The organism is bacterium, assembly GCA_016873475.1.
Lineage (GTDB): Bacteria > Krumholzibacteriota > Krumholzibacteriia > JACNKJ01 > JACNKJ01 > VGXI01.
The window spans coordinates 1-14,574 of the sequence record VGXI01000068.1; the positions used below are offsets into that span (position 1 = coordinate 1).

11 protein-coding genes are annotated in these 14,574 nt (G+C 72.5%); all 11 read left to right on the forward strand.

Annotation, left to right across the window (positions count from 1 at the left end; all coding sequences use genetic code 11):
- On the forward strand, nucleotides 1–1,137 hold a 1,137-nt coding region (purH, locus tag FJ251_07430), incomplete at its 5' end, for a bifunctional phosphoribosylaminoimidazolecarboxamide formyltransferase/IMP cyclohydrolase (protein MBM4117567.1).
- Between the two features lie 12 nt (nucleotides 1,138–1,149).
- Nucleotides 1,150–2,685, forward strand: a complete 1,536-nt coding sequence (guaA, locus tag FJ251_07435; GenBank protein MBM4117568.1) for a glutamine-hydrolyzing GMP synthase — start codon at nucleotides 1,150–1,152, stop codon at nucleotides 2,683–2,685.
- 2 nt (nucleotides 2,686–2,687) lie between these two features.
- On the forward strand, nucleotides 2,688–4,001 hold the full coding sequence (locus FJ251_07440; GenBank protein MBM4117569.1) for a hypothetical protein: 1,314 nt from the start codon (nucleotides 2,688–2,690) through the stop codon (nucleotides 3,999–4,001).
- 2 nt (nucleotides 4,002–4,003) lie between these two features.
- Entirely contained in the window at nucleotides 4,004–4,585 is a 582-nt protein-coding gene (locus FJ251_07445) for a phosphatidate cytidylyltransferase (GenBank protein MBM4117570.1), read from the forward strand.
- 22 nt (nucleotides 4,586–4,607) lie between these two features.
- Nucleotides 4,608–5,309, forward strand: coding sequence for a nitroreductase family protein (locus FJ251_07450; protein MBM4117571.1), 702 nt, complete (start codon nucleotides 4,608–4,610; stop codon nucleotides 5,307–5,309).
- A 125-nt stretch (nucleotides 5,310–5,434) separates the two neighbouring features.
- The gene (secA, locus tag FJ251_07455; GenBank protein MBM4117572.1) at nucleotides 5,435–8,467 is read left to right on the forward strand and encodes a preprotein translocase subunit SecA; all 3,033 of its coding nucleotides are present in this window, start codon (nucleotides 5,435–5,437) and stop codon (nucleotides 8,465–8,467) included.
- A gap of 75 nt (nucleotides 8,468–8,542) precedes the next feature.
- A complete protein-coding gene (locus FJ251_07460) occupies nucleotides 8,543–8,980 on the forward strand; it encodes a hypothetical protein (protein MBM4117573.1) in 438 nt (145 codons plus the stop codon).
- The gene (topA, locus tag FJ251_07465) at nucleotides 8,938–11,292 is read left to right on the forward strand and encodes a type I DNA topoisomerase (GenBank protein ID MBM4117574.1); all 2,355 of its coding nucleotides are present in this window, start codon (nucleotides 8,938–8,940) and stop codon (nucleotides 11,290–11,292) included. The genes FJ251_07460 and topA overlap by 43 nt, the downstream gene beginning before the upstream one ends.
- A 2-nt stretch (nucleotides 11,293–11,294) precedes the next feature.
- Nucleotides 11,295–12,623 (forward strand): methylenetetrahydrofolate--tRNA-(uracil(54)-C(5))-methyltransferase (FADH(2)-oxidizing) TrmFO, encoded by a 1,329-nt coding sequence (locus FJ251_07470; GenBank protein ID MBM4117575.1) that lies wholly within the window; start codon nucleotides 11,295–11,297, stop codon nucleotides 12,621–12,623.
- Nucleotides 12,624–12,646: 23 nt separating this feature from the next.
- Nucleotides 12,647–13,558, forward strand: coding sequence for a tyrosine recombinase XerC (locus tag FJ251_07475; protein ID MBM4117576.1), 912 nt, complete (start codon nucleotides 12,647–12,649; stop codon nucleotides 13,556–13,558).
- A gap of 48 nt (nucleotides 13,559–13,606) precedes the next feature.
- Complete coding sequence (gene argF, locus FJ251_07480; GenBank protein MBM4117577.1) at nucleotides 13,607–14,539, forward strand: ornithine carbamoyltransferase; 933 nt, start codon at nucleotides 13,607–13,609, stop codon at nucleotides 14,537–14,539.
- Nucleotides 14,540–14,574 lie beyond the last annotated feature (35 nt).

The following is a 14,574-nucleotide window of genomic DNA, read 5'->3' on the forward strand; positions in this document are numbered from 1 at the left end:
AAGAACTTCGCCCGCGTCGCCGTGCTCTGCGCGCCGGCGCAGTACGCGGAGTTCCTGGCCGCGCTGGCGGCGGGCGAGGGCGCCATCGACCTGCCCTTCCGGCGGCGACTGGCGGCGGCGGCCTTCGCGCACACGCGGGACTACGACACGGAGGTCGCCGCCTGGTTCGCGGGCGACGCCCCCGCCGACACCGCGACGCCGGGGCTCGGGGCGCCACTCGCGCGCCTGCGCTACGGCGAGAACCCGCACCAGCGGGGGGCGCTGCATCCCTGGCTGGCGGCGGCGCCGCCCTTCATGCAGCTCGCGGGAGGCGAGCTCTCCTACAACAACCTGCTCGACCTGGGCGCCGCGCTCGATCTGCTCGCCGATCTCGACTTGGGCGGCGGCGAGCCGGCGGCGGCGGTGATCAAGCACGGCAATCCCTGCGGCATCGGCTACGGCGAGACGGCGGCGGCGGCCCTGGACGCGGCCTGGCGCTCCGACCCGGTGAGCGCCTACGGCTCGGTGGTCGCGCTCTCCGCGCCCGCGGACGCGGCGGTGGCGCGCTTCCTGGCGAAGAAGTTCGTCGAGCTGCTCGTCGCGCCCAGCTACAGCGAGGAAGCGCTCGGCGCCCTCGCGGCGAAGAGCAAGCTGCGCCTGCTCGCCCTGCCCGAGCCGGCGGCCTGGCGGGCGCCGCGGCGCCTGCGCTCGATCGGTCCCCTGCTGCTCGTACAGGACGAGGACGCCGAGTTCGTGCCGCCCGCCGAGTGGCGGCGAGTGGCGGGGCCGGCGGCGGACGCGGCGACCCTGCGCGAACTCGAGCGGGCCTGGCGCGCGGTCAAGCACGTCAAGAGCAATGCGATCGTCATCTGGCGGGAGGAGCACCTGATCGGCGCCGGCGCCGGGCAGATGAGCCGCCTCGACTCCTGCCGCCTCGCCGTGGCCAAGGCGCGCGAGCTGGGCCACGCGCTGGACGGCGCGGTCGCCGCCTCGGACGCCTTCTTCCCCTTCGCCGACGGCCTCGAACTGCTCGCCGAGGCGGGGATCCGCGCGGTCGTCGAGCCGGGGGGTTCGGTGCGCGACGCGGAGGTCATCGCCCGCGCCGAGGCGCTCGGCGTCAGCCTGCTCTTCACCGGCCGCCGCCACTTCCGGCACTAGCGAAGGAGAACCGTGCACTCCGCGATCGTCATCCTCGACTACGGCTCGCAGTACACGCAGCTCATCGCGCGGCGCATCCGCGAGCTGGAGGTCTTCAGCGTCATCCTGCCCTGGAACGCCGAGGCGGCGGCGATCCGCGCCTACGCGCCGCTGGGCATCGGGCTCTCGGGCGGGCCGGCCAGCGTCTACGAGCCGGGCGCGCCGACCCTGAACCCGACCGTGCTCGACCTCGGCGTGCCCGTGCTCGGCATCTGCTACGGGATGCAGATCCTCGGCCGCGCGCTGGGGGCGACGATCGACCGCAGCGAGCGCCGCGAGTACGGGCTCGCCGAGCTGGACTGCGACCGCGCGTCACCGCTCTTCGCGGGCCTGGATGCCCGCGAGCCGGTCTGGATGAGCCACGGCGACAGCATGCACGATCTGCCGCCCGGCGCCCGCAGCCTCGCGACCAGCGCGGGCAGCCCGGTCTGCGCCTTCGCCGAGCCGGCGCGACGCGTCTTCGGGTTGCAGTTCCACCCCGAGGTTTCGCACACCCTGCACGGCACGCAGATCCTGCGCAACTTCGTCTTCACTATCTGTGGCGCGCGCCCCGACTGGACACGCGAGCAGTTCATCGAGGCGACGGTGACGCGCCTGCGCGAGCAGGTGGGCGAGGGTCGCGTCTTCTGCGCGGTGAGCGGCGGCGTCGATTCGACGGTGCTCGCCGCGCTGCTCAGCCGCGCGCTGGGTCGTCAAGTGGAGTGCGTCTTCATCGACACGGGGCTCCTGCGCAAGCACGAGGGCGACGAGGTGGCCGCGCTCTTCGCGCGCTACATGGACGTCTCCTTCCACCGCATCGACGCCGGGCCCGAGTTCCTCCGCGCCCTCGGCGGGCTCAGCGACCCGGAGGCCAAGCGCAGGGCGATCGGCCACACCTTCATCCGCGTCTTCGAGCGCGTGGCGGCGGGGCTCGGCGATCTGCCCTACCTGGCGCAGGGCACGCTCTACCCGGACGTCATCGAGTCCGTCTCCACGGGCGGACCGAGCGCGACGATCAAGAGCCACCACAACGTCGGCGGCCTTCCCGCCGATCTCGCCTTCACCTTGATCGAGCCGCTGCGCGAGCTGTTCAAGGACGAGGTCCGCGCCGTCGGCGCCGCGCTCGGCCTGCCGCGGGACTTCCTCGCCCGCCATCCCTTCCCGGGGCCGGGCCTGGCCGTACGCATCCTCGGCGAGGTGGATCCCGCGAAGGTCGCGGTGCTGCAGGAGGCCGACGCCATCTTCATCGACGAGCTGCGCGCGAGCGGCTGGTACGACAAGGTCTGGCAGGCCCTCGCCGTGCTGTTGCCCGTGCGCTCCGTCGGCGTGATGGGGGACCTGCGCACCTACGAGAACGTGGTCGCGCTGCGCGCCGTCGACTCGCTCGACGGCATGACCGCGCGCTGGAGCGAGCTGCCGCACGCCCTGCTCGAGCGGGTGAGCAATCGCATCATCGGCAGCGTGCGCGGAATCAATCGCGTGGTCTACGACATCAGCTCGAAGCCGCCGGCGACGATCGAGTGGGAGTGAGCATGCGCGCTGCCCTCGCCGCGGCCGCGGCCCTGCTGCTGGCGTCCGGCGCGACTGCGCCGCGCGCCGCCGAGCGCGAGACCACCTATGTCTATCCGCCCTTCAAGCACACGCTGGGCATGCAGCGCGTCGGCGAGCTGGAGCTGAAGCTCTTCCTCGGGCCGGGCGCGAAGATCGACAACCCGCAGGGCCTCGCGGCCGGCAAGCCGGAGAGCCGCGATGACGCGACGACCGAGCGCGACGACGACGAGCTGACCCTGCTCGCCGTCAACGCGGGGCGCGGCGAGATCATCTACAACCCCTCGCAGACCAGCCTGAAGCGCTACGGGCGCCTCGGCAGCGGCGAGGGCGAGTTCAGCGCGCCGCGGGGCATCGCCATCGAGCGCGGCGGCCTCGTCGCCGTGGCCGACACGGGCAACCGGCGGGTGGTGCTGCTGCGCCTGGGCGAGAAGGCGCTCGAATGGGTCGGGGCGCTCACGGCGGCCGACGGGCCGATCAGCCCGACGGCGGTCGCCTTCGCGGCCGACCAGCTGTGGGTGACGGACTTCGCGAGCGGCCGCGTGCTCCGCTTCAGCCTCGAGGGCCGCTGGCTGGACGCCTTCCCGCTCGCGGCGGCTCTCAGCGGGCCCTTGGCCCTGGCCGTGCAGGCGAAGGCGGACGCCTGGAACCAGTCCGGGCAGTTCACGCTGGCCGTCATCGACGCCGAGGGCGCGCGCGTATCCGCCTTCGACGAGACGGGGGCGCTGCGCGCCCGCGCGGAGGCGGCCAGCCTCGTCGCCGGTCCGGCGCGCTTCGGCTACCCGGTGATCGACCTCCACGGCCAGATCGTCCTGCCGGACTCGCTGGGCAGCCGACTCGTCAAGCTGGACGAGAAGCTGCGCGTGCTGGACGTGATCGACCACATCGACGACGACGAGAAGCCCCTGGACCGACCCAACTCGCTCGCGCTCTATCGGCGCTTCGGCCAGCTCTTCGTCGCCGAGGCCAAGGGGGGCAGCTACGCCTGGACGGGCACCGAGATCGGCGGTCTGCGCCTGACCCGCGCCGATGGGCAGGGGCAGCCCGGTCTGCAGATCGACTACCGCCTCAGCGAGCCGAGCCTGGTCAGTGCGCAGCTCCTGGCGGGGGGCGAGACGCGCGAGCTGATGGCGCCCCGGCGGCGTCGCGCGGGGGAGCGGCGCGAGTGGGTCGCCCTGCCGCCGGCGCTGGGGGCGGAGGCCGTCATCGTGCTGCGCGCGCAGCCGACCTACTCGGCGCGGCAGCAGCTCACCGCGGAGCAGCGCGCGGCGCTGCCGCCGGCCGGCGAAAGGCCCTAGGCGTGGCGGCGCCGGCGGGGGGCCGCGCGGAGGGACTGCGCAAGGGCCTGCACCTGGCCACTGTCCTCATCCCGCTCGCCGTCTGGTTCCTGCCGCCGGCGCACTGGCGCTGGCCGCTGGTCGCGGTTGCGCTCACGGCGCTCGCCCTGGACTTTCTCCGGCTCGGCCACCCGCGCGTCGGCCGCTTCGTGCGCGGGCTCGCCGGCCAGGCCCTGCGCCGGCACGAGCACGCCGAACTGGCCGGATCGAGTTACCTCGCTCTCGGCTGTCTGCTCGCGGCCTTCCTCTTCCCGCGGCCCGTCGCCGTGGCGGCGATGGGCTACCTCATCCTCGGCGACGGTCTCGCCGGTCTCGTCGGGCGCACCCTGGGTCGCCGCCGCCTCGCCTTCGGCAAGAGCGTGGAAGGCACGCTGGCGGGGCTGGGCGCGAATCTGCTCGTCGGGCTGCTCGTGCTGCCGGCCTGGCCGCTGGCGCTGCTCGGCGCCGTCGCCGCTTCAGCGATCGAGCTGCTCCCCCTGCCCCTGGACGACAATCTCGCCATCCCGCTGATCAGCGGCACGCTGCTCTGGTGGGCCCTGCTCTGAGCCCGAAGCCGGGAGGCTGCCGATGACCGCGGCGCGCCTGCGACCCTACCGCGAGTACCGTGAGCTGCCGCCGGCCGAGATGCTGGCCCGCGCTCGCGAGTTTCGCCTCGACATCGCGCGCCGGCGCACGGTGCGGCACTTCGATGGCCGGCCGGTGCCGCTCGCGCTGATCGCCGAGTGCCTGGCCGCCGCCGGCAACGCCCCCAGCGGCGCCAACCAGCAGCCCTGGCACTTCGCGGTGGTGAGCGACCCGGAGACGAAGCGGCGCCTGCGCGAGGCGGCGCAGGCTCAGGAGCGCGCCTTCTACGGCGGGCGCGCGCCCGCGGAGTGGCTGGCGGCCCTGGCCCCCCTCGGCACGAACGCCGACAAGCCCTTTCTCGAGACCGCCCCCTTCCTAATCGCGATCTTCGCACGGCGCTGGGAGGAGCTGCCGAACGGGGAGCGCCGCCACCACTACTATGTGAACGAATCGGTGGGGATCGCGACCGGCCTGCTGATCGCGGCCCTGCACCGGGCGGGCCTGGTCACGCTCACGCACACGCCGAGCCCGATGGGCTTCCTCGGCGAGCTGCTCGGGCGGCCCGCCGCGGAGCGGGCCTTCCTGCTGCTGGTCACCGGCTATCCGGCGCCTGGCGTCGAGGTGCCGGACATCCAGCGGCGCCGGCTGGCCGAGATCGCGGACCTGGACGGACGGCCCTTCCCCGAACACACCGTCGAACCGTAATCAGGACAAAGACTTAGGCGCACCGATGCGGGGTCGCCGCCGGCCCGGTTTGACAGCCGGCTCGGCCGCCCTTACATTGGCCTGGCCTAAATGACGGAATTCCAAGCTGATGAGGATGGGACCCGATGGCCCTTGGCATTCTGAAGAAGCTCTTCGGCACCCAGATGGAGCGGGAGATCCGCACCCTGCAGCCGACCGTGGCCGAGATCCTCGGCTACGGCGAGGCCTACGCCGCCCTGCCGGACGCGGCGCTGCCGGCCAAGACGGCCGAGTTCCGGGCGCGCCTGGCCGCGGGCGAGACCCTCGAGGGCCTCCTGCCCGAGGCCTTCGCCCTCGTCAAGGAGGCCTGCCGGCGCAAGGTGGGCCAGACCTGGGACGTCATGGGTCTGCCTCAGCGCTGGGAGATGGTCCCCTTCGACGTGCAGCTCATCGGCGGCATCGTCCTCCACCGCGGCCAGATCGCCGAGATGGCGACGGGCGAGGGGAAGACCCTCGTCGCCACGCTGCCGCTGTACCTGAACGCCCTGGCCGGCAAGGGCGCGCAGCTCGTCACCGTCAACGACTACCTGGCCGAGCGCGACGCGCGCTGGATGGGCCCCATCTTCGAGAGCCTGGGCCTCACGGTGGGGGTCATCCTCACCGGCCTGGAGCCGCCCGCCCGGCAGCGCGCCTACCGCTGCGACATCACCTACGGCACGAACAGCGAGTTCGGCTTCGACTACCTGCGCGACAACATGGTGGGCAGCGCCGACCAGCAGGTGCAGCGCGGCTTCCACTACGCGATCGTCGACGAGGTCGACTCGATCCTGATCGACGAGGCGCGCACGCCGCTGATCATCAGCGGCCCGGTGCGCGGCTCCAGCTCCGACGCCCGCTACTTCGAGCTGCGCCCGATGGTGGAGGGGCTCTTCCGCAAGCAGCAGCGCCTCGTCAACGAGCTGGCCGCCGAGGCCGAGCGCCTGCAGCAGAAGGAGAACCGCGGCGACGACGAGCGCTGGCGCCTGGGCACGCTGATGCTGCAGCTGCGCCACGGCTCGCCGAAGAACAAGCGCTACCTGCGCCTGCTCCAGGAGGAGGGCCTGGCCAGCCTCGTCGGCCAGGTCGAGAACACGAACATCCGCGACAAGACGATGCCCGAGCTGGACGCGGCGCTCTACTTCGTCATCGACGAGAAGGGGCACTCGATCGAGCTGACCGAGAAGGGCCTCGACTCGCTGAGCGAGAAGGATCGCCAGCTCTTCGTGCTGCCCGACCTCAGCGTGCGCCTGGGCGAGATCGACGGCGCCGACGCGCTCGACGCCGCCGCGCGCGCCCTCGCCCGCGAGGAGGCGCACCGCGAGTACGCCGAGCGCAGCGAGATCATCCACATGGTCCAGCAGCTCCTGCGCGCCTACAGCCTCTTCGAGAAGGACGTCGAGTACGTCGTCCAGGAGGGCAAGGTGCAGATCGTCGACGAGTTCACCGGGCGCATCCTGCACGGCCGGCGCTACTCCGACGGCCTGCACCAGGCGATCGAGGCCAAGGAAGGCGTGCGCATCGAGGGCCAGACCCAGACCTACGCGACGATCACCTACCAGAACTTCTTCCGCATGTACGAGAAGCTGGCCGGCATGACGGGCACGGCGATCACCGAGGAAGCCGAGTTCTGGGAGATCTACAAGCTGAAGGTCGCCGTCGTGCCGACGAACCGGCCCATCGTGCGCACGGACGAGGACGACCGCATCTACCGCACGCGCAAGGAGAAGATCGAGGCGATCCTCGCCGAGATCGAGCGCCTGCACGCCATCGGCCTGCCGGTGCTGGTGGGCACCGTCTCGGTCGAGTTCAGCGAGATGCTCAGCCGCGTGCTCAAGGGCCGCAATATCCCGCACAACGTGCTCAACGCCAAGCAGCACCAGCGCGAGGCGGAGATCGTGGCGGGCGCCGGCCAACCCGGCGCGGTGACGATCGCCACCAACATGGCCGGCCGCGGCACCGACATCAAGCTGCACCCGGGCGTGCTCGACGGCAGCGCCCTCGATCTCGCCGCCGAGCCGGACGCGGCCGCGGCGCCGCGCGGCCTGCAGATCGTCGGCACCGAGCGCCACGAGAGCCGGCGCATCGACCGCCAGCTGCGCGGGCGCTCCGGCCGGCAGGGCGATCCCGGCCGCAGCCTCTTCTTCCTCTCCCTCGAGGACAACCTGATGCGCCTGTTCATGGGCGATCGCATGGGGGCGATCATGGACCGCATCGGCGTCCAGGAGGGCGAGGTGATCACCCACCGCCTGGTGACGAACGCCATCGAGCGCGCGCAGAAGAAGGTCGAGGCCTACAACTTCGACATCCGCAAGAACCTGATCAAGTACGACGACGTGATGAACGCGCAGCGCGAGGTCGTCTACGACCGGCGGGCCTTCTACATCGAGGCGGAGGATCTCGACGAGGAGCTGGGCGAGAAGACGCGCGAACTGGCGGGCGCGCTCGTCGACAAGCACATTCCGGAGCACGCGCTCGCGGAGACCTGGGACGGCGCCGCGCTCTTCCACGAGCTGGAGAGCATCTTCCTCGGCAGCTTCGCACTGCCCCCGGCCGAACTCGAGCAGATCGGCCGCGACCAGTTGCGCAACCTCGTCGTCGACCGCGCGCTCGAGCGCCTCGCCGAGCGCAAGGCCGCGCTGCCGGCAGAGCTCTTCGTGCAGGTCGCCCGCTTCGCCCTCCTGCGCAGCCTCGACGAGGCCTGGAAGGACCACCTGCTCGAGCTGGACAACCTCAAGAGCGGGATCGGCCTGCGCGGCTACGGCCAGAAGGATCCGCTGATCGAGTTCAAGCGCGAGGCCTTCGCGCTCTTCGAGGAGTTCATCGCGCGCGTGGACCACGACAGTCTCCACGCGCTCTTCCATCTGCAGGTGACCGTGGCTCCGGCCGCCTACGCGGGCGAGGACCTCTCCCGGGTCAGGGCCGAGCACGAGGCGGCCGCGGCCGTGACGGCGGCGGCAGCCGACGCGCCGGAGGCGACGGCTGCGGCCGCGGCGCCCGCCGCCGCAGCGATCGCGAGCCGCGGTGCGGCGGCGAGCGCCCCGCCGGCGCCCGTCGTCAGCGGTCCGAAAGTGGGCCGCAACGAGCCCTGTCCCTGCGGCAGCGGCCTCAAGTACAAGCGCTGCCATGGCCGCGAGGCCTAGGCGCGCCGCCAACTCGGGGCTGGACGCGACCGGGATCGGATGCTAGCTTGCCGCGCAAGCTGGGAGTGAATCGGCATGCAGAAGCGCTGGAAGGAAATCGTCATCACCATCCTCGAGCAGAGCGAGGGGCTGGCACCGCAGCAGCGCGCGCAGCTCGAGCGCCTGCGGGGCGAGCTGTCGGCGGCCGGCCTGCCGGAGGCCGCCGTCGAAGCGGCGGTGCACGAGATCCTCGCGCTCGGCCTGGGCGGCGCCGCGCCCCGCGGGGCGCCGGGCGCGCCGGCGGCGCGGCTGCCGGCCACGGCCCAGGAGTACTTGCAGCGCCTGGTCAACCTCGGTCTCATCGACGAGGACCAGCGCGAAGAGCTGCTGGTGCGCGCCCGCCGCAACCATCCGGCCGGCGCTACGCTGGACGACATCCAGTTCCTGGCCGCGTCGCTCATCTTCGATGAGAGTCTCGGCATCGTGTGGGGATGGGACGGCGAGATCCAGACGTCCGCGCACCCCCTCCACTGAGCTCGCGGAGCGACGGCATGGCCCAGAAGCTGCTCATCGTCGAGAGCCCGACGAAGGCACGCACCTTTCAGAAGTACCTCGGCCGCGGCTACGTCATCAAGGCGAGCAAGGGCCACGTCGTCGACCTGCCCAAGAGCAAGCTGGGCATCGACCTCGACAACGGCTTCGCGCCCCAGTACGTGACGATCCGCGGCAAGGGCAAGGTGATCAAGGAGCTCGAGCAGGCCGCGCGCAAGGCGGACGAGGTGCTGCTCGCCACCGACCCCGACCGCGAGGGCGAGGCGATCGCCTGGCACCTCAAGCAGCACTTGGAGCGGCGGCAGCCGAACATCCACCGCATCCTGCTCAACGAGATCACGCAGGAGGCGATCGCCGAGGCCGTCAAGCAGCCCGGCGAGGTCGACCTGCGCAAGGTCGAGGCGCAGCAGGCGCGGCGCGTGCTCGATCGTCTGGTCGGCTACCAGATCAGCCCCCTCCTGTGGAAGATCTTCTTCTACGGCCTCAGCGCCGGCCGCGTGCAGAGCGTCGCGCTGCGGCTGATCGTCGAGCGGGAGGCGGAGCGGCGCCGCTTCGCGCGCGAGGAGTACTGGTCCCTGCGCGCCGAGTTCCGCGGCGATGCCGGCGAGCCCTTCGAGGGCAAGCTGGTCAAGTGGCGCGGCGAAGAGCCGCGGCTGGCCGACCTCGCGGCGGCGCGCACCCTGCTCGCGGCCCTGGGCGTCGAGCCGGCGGCGCTGGCGGGCGCCAGCGCGGAGGCGCTCGCAGGGGGTAGCCTGGCGCTGCCGGTCGGCACGACGCCCGCGTACCGGGTGGTCAGCGTCGAGCGCAAGCAGCGCCGCCGCTCGCCCGAGCCGCCCTACATCACGAGCACCCTGCAGCGCGACGCGAGCAGCAAGCTCGGTTTCACGGCGCGGCGCACGATGATGCTCGCGCAGCAGCTCTACGAAGGCATCGAGCTCGGCGCCGAGGGCGCGGTCGGCCTCATCACCTACATGCGCACGGACTCGACGCGCGTCGCCGAGGGTGCGCGCGCGGAGCATCACGACTGGGTGCGACGGCACTTCGGCGAGGACTACCTGCCCGCCCAGGCGCGCCGGCACAAGGTCAAGGCCGGCGCCCAGGACGCCCACGAGGCGATCCGCCCGACCAGCGTCGCCCGCGCGCCGGAGAGCCTGCGCGGCCACCTGACGAAGGACCAGCTCGCGGTCTACCGCCTGATCTGGCAGCGCTTCCTGGCCAGCCTGATGGCCGACGCGCGCTTCGAGGCGACGGGCGTGGACGTTGCCGCCGGCGACGCGGTCTTTCGGGCGACGGGCAACCGCCTCCTCTTCGACGGCTACCGGCGCGCCTTCGGCGCCGCGCGCGGCACCGCCGCCGACGAGAACGGCAACGGCGACGGTGAACGCCTGCTGCCGGCCATCGCCGAGGGCGAGCGCCTGCAGGCCGCGCTGCTGCCGCGGCAGCACTTCACGGAGCCCCCGCCGCGCTATTCGGAGAGCAGCCTGATCAAGGAGCTCGAAGAGCGGGGGATCGGCCGGCCCAGCACCTACGCGAGCATCGTGGGCACGATCCAGGGCCGCGACTACCTGACCCTCGACGAGAGCCGCCGCTTCCAGCCGACGGAACTGGGCGAGAGCGTCTGGAAGGTGCTCGCCGAGGGCTTCCCGAAGCTCTTCGAGGTCGGCTTCACCGCCCGCATGGAGGCGGAGCTGGACAAGGTCGAGGAGGGCGCGGAGCCCTGGACCGAGGTCGTCGGCCACCTCTACACGCCGATGCGCAAGGCCCTCGACGCCGTCGAGAAGGACACGAGCAGCCTGCGCGAGGCGATCCGCGAGGCGACCGAGGAGCGCTGCCCCAAGTGCGGCCGACCGATGATCAAGACCTGGGGGCGCAATGGCCGCTTCCTCGCTTGCAGCGGCTACCCCGAGTGCCGCAGCTCGCGGCCCCTGGAGGCGCCGACGGTGGCGGGTGACCAGCGCTGCGGCGAGTGCGGCGCCGAGATGATGGTGCGCGTCGGCCGCTTCGGCCGTTTCGCCGCCTGCTCGCGCTACCCGGACTGCAAGGGCACGGCGCCGCTGGAGGTCGGCGTCGGCTGCCCGCGCGAGAGCTGCAGCGGCCAGCTGGTCGAGAAGCGCAGCAAGCGGGGCCGTACCTTCTACGGCTGCAACCGCTATCCCGACTGCGACTTCGCCAGCTGGAGCCGGCCGGTACCCGCGCCCTGTCCGGACTGCGGCGGCCTCGTCGTCGAGAAGGCGACGAAGGCCAAGGGCAGCTTCCAGCAGTGCACGGTCTGCAAGCTGGAGATCCCCGAGTAGCCTTGCGCGATCCCATCCTCATCATCGGCGGCGGCCTCGCGGGCTCGGAGGCCGCCCTCGTGCTCGCGGCGGCGGGCGAGCGCGTGCGCCTCTGCGAGCAGAAGCCCGCGCAGCGCTCGCCGGCGCACCGCCTCGACGGTCCCGCCGAGCTGGTCTGCAGCAACTCGCTGAAGTCGACGCGCTTGGACAGCGCGAGCGGCCTCCTCAAAGCGGAGATGCGGCGGCTCGGCAGCCGGCTTTTGCCCCTGGCCGAGGCCGGCGGGCTGCCGGCGGGCGCGGCGCTGGCCGTCGATCCCGCGCGCTTCAGCGAGGCCGTGGCCGTGGCCCTGGCGGCGCAGCCGCAGATCGAACGCGTTGCGGGGGAGGTCAGGGCGCTGCCGCCGGGGGGCGATTGCCTCGTCGCCACGGGCCCCCTGACGAGCCCGGCGCTGAGCGCGGCGATCGAGGCGCACTTCGGCCTGGAGCGCCTGAGCTTCTACGACGCGATCGCGCCCAGCGTGACCCGCGAGAGCCTGGACGTGGCGGCGCTCTTCGCGGCCAGTCGCTACGACAAGGGCGAGGCCGACTACCTCAACGCGCCCCTGGACCGCGCGACCTACGCGGACTTCACGGCCGCCCTCGCGGCCGCCGAGCCCTATCCGGCGAAGGCCTTCGAGCAGGGCGTGCCCTACTTCGAGTCCTGCCTGCCCGTGGAGGTGATTGCCGCCCGTGGGCCGGAGTCCCTGCGCTTCGGGCCGCTGCGGCCGGTCGGCCTGCGCGATCCGGCGACGGGGCGGCGCCCGCACGCCGTCCTGCAGCTCCGGCGCGAGAACGCCGCCGGCACGGTCTGGGGACTCGTCGGCTGCCAGACCCGCCTGCGCACGGGCGACCAGGAGCGAATCTTCCGCCTGGTGCCCGCCCTGGCCGCAGCCGAGTTCGTGCGCTACGGCGCCATGCACCGGAACTTCTTCCTCGACTTCCCGCGGGCGCTGACGCCCTTCCAGGAGAGCCAGCGCCAGGCGGGTCTCTTCTTCGCCGGGCAGATGACCGGCGTCGAGGGCTACGTCGAATCGATGGCCAGCGGTCTGCTCGCCGCGCGCCACCTGCTGGCGCGGCGGCGGGGCGAGGCGCCCAGCCTCCCGCCCGCCGCCACGCTCCTGGGCGCGCTCGTCGGCTTCCTCGCCGGCCAGGCGCCGGGGCGGGCGCAGCCGATGAACGCCGCCTTTGGGCTCCTGCCGCCCCTGGCAGGGCGCCTGCCGGGGGGGCGCGCGGCCCGCAAGCTGGCCTACGCCCAGCGCTCGCTCGCCGCTCTGGACGCTTACCTGCAGACAGCGCGAGACTTGCGGCTCTGAAGGCGCTCTGCTAGTTTCCGGCCGTGTCCGACCTCCTCGCCGACTTCTTGCGCTACCTCGCGGTGGAACGGGCCTGCTCGGAGCACACTGTGCAGGCCTACCGGCGCGACATCACCCAGTACCTCAGCTTCCTGGACTACCAGGGCGACCCGGCCGCGCTGGCCGTGGACCGCCAGCGCCTGCGCCGCTTCCTCGCCCTGGCGCGGCGCGACGCCTTCGCCCTCGCCGAGGGCCGGCCGCGCAAGGCGGCGCTCAGCGAGCGCAGTCTGGCGCGCAAGCTCTCGGCCCTGCGCGCCTTCTACCGCTGGCTGAACCGGCGCGGGCTGCTCGCTGCGGATCCCTCGCGCCTGGTGGAGACCCCGCGCCAGGGCCGGCCGCTGCCGGTCTTCGCCGAAGAGGGCTGGGTGCATCGCATGATGGGCTTGCCCGACACGACGGCGCCGCGCGGTCTGCGCGATCGGGCCGTGCTGGAGCTGCTCTACGGGGCCGGCCTGCGCCTCGCCGAGCTGCGCGGCCTGCGCCGCGACGACGTCGACCTGCGCGGCGAGCTGCTGCGCGTGCGGGGCAAGGGGGCCAAGGAGCGTCTCGTGCCGCTGCAGGGCGAAGCGAGGCGCTGGCTGGAGCGCTGGCTGGCCGCGGCGGCGCCGCCGGGCCCGGCGCCCGTCTTCGCGGGCCGGTCCGGCGACGGGGCGATCGGCCGGCGCACGGTGCAGCGCCTCGTCGAGAAGTACCTCGGCCAGGTCGCGACGCTCGCGCGCGTGAGTCCGCACGTGCTCCGGCACAGCTTCGCGACCCACCTCTTGGAGCGGGGCGCCGACCTGCGCTCGATCCAGGAGATGCTCGGCCACGCCAGCCTGACGAGCACCCAGGTCTACACGCACGTCAGTACCGAGAAGCTCAAGGCGGTGCACCGCAAGGCGCACCCGCGCGGATGATCCCCACGCCAGCACCCGCGCGCAGCGGGAGTACAGACTAGAGGAGGAATGGCCTTGTCGCAGCCGAAGGATTTCATCTCGATTGCGGACTGGAGCACGGAAGACCTGATCCGCCTGCTCGAGCTGGCGATGGAGCAGAAGCGCACCCTCAAGAAGAGCGGCAAGCTGCCGGCCACCCACGCCGGCAAGGTGCTGGCCTGCATCTTCCACAAGCCGAGCCTGCGCACGCGCATCAGCTTCGAGGTGGCGATCCGCCAGCTCGGCGGCTCGAGCCTGTACATCACGGACAAGGAGATCGGCCTGGGCAGCCGCGAGTCGCCCCAGGACGTGGCCCGCGTGCTCGAGCGCTACGTGCAAGGCATCATGATCCGCACCTTCGCGCACGAGAACGCGACCGTGCTCGCCCGCAACGCCACGCGCATCCCGGTGATCAACGGCCTCACCGATCTGCTGCACCCCTGCCAGGTGATGGCCGACCTGCAGACGATCTGGGAGCACCGCGGCGGGCTCGAGGGCCAGCGCATCGTCTACATCGGGGACGGCAACAACATGGCCAACAGCTGGGTCCAGGCCGCCGCGCGCCTGCCGATCTCGCTCGTCATCTGCAACCCCGGCGGCTTCGACGTCGATCCCGGCGTGCTGGAGAGCGCGCGGCGCATCAATCCGCAACTCGCGCTGGAGCTGAGCAGCGATCCGGCCCAGGCGGTCGCCGGCGCGGACGTGCTCTACACCGACGTCTGGGCGAGCATGGGCCAGGAGGCCGAGGCGGAGTCCCGCAAGGCGATCTTCGCGCCCTACCAGATCAACGGCAAGCTGCTGGAGAAGACGGGCAAGGCGGACACGATCGTCATGCACTGCCTGCCGGCGCACCGCGGCGACGAGATCACGGACGACGTCCTCGACGGCCCGCGCGCGGTGGTCTTCGACGAGGCCGAGAATCGCCTGCACTTGCAGCGCGCGCTGCTCGCGGTGCTGATGTAGATGCGGGGCGGGCGCGCGCGGCTCGTCCTCCTTTT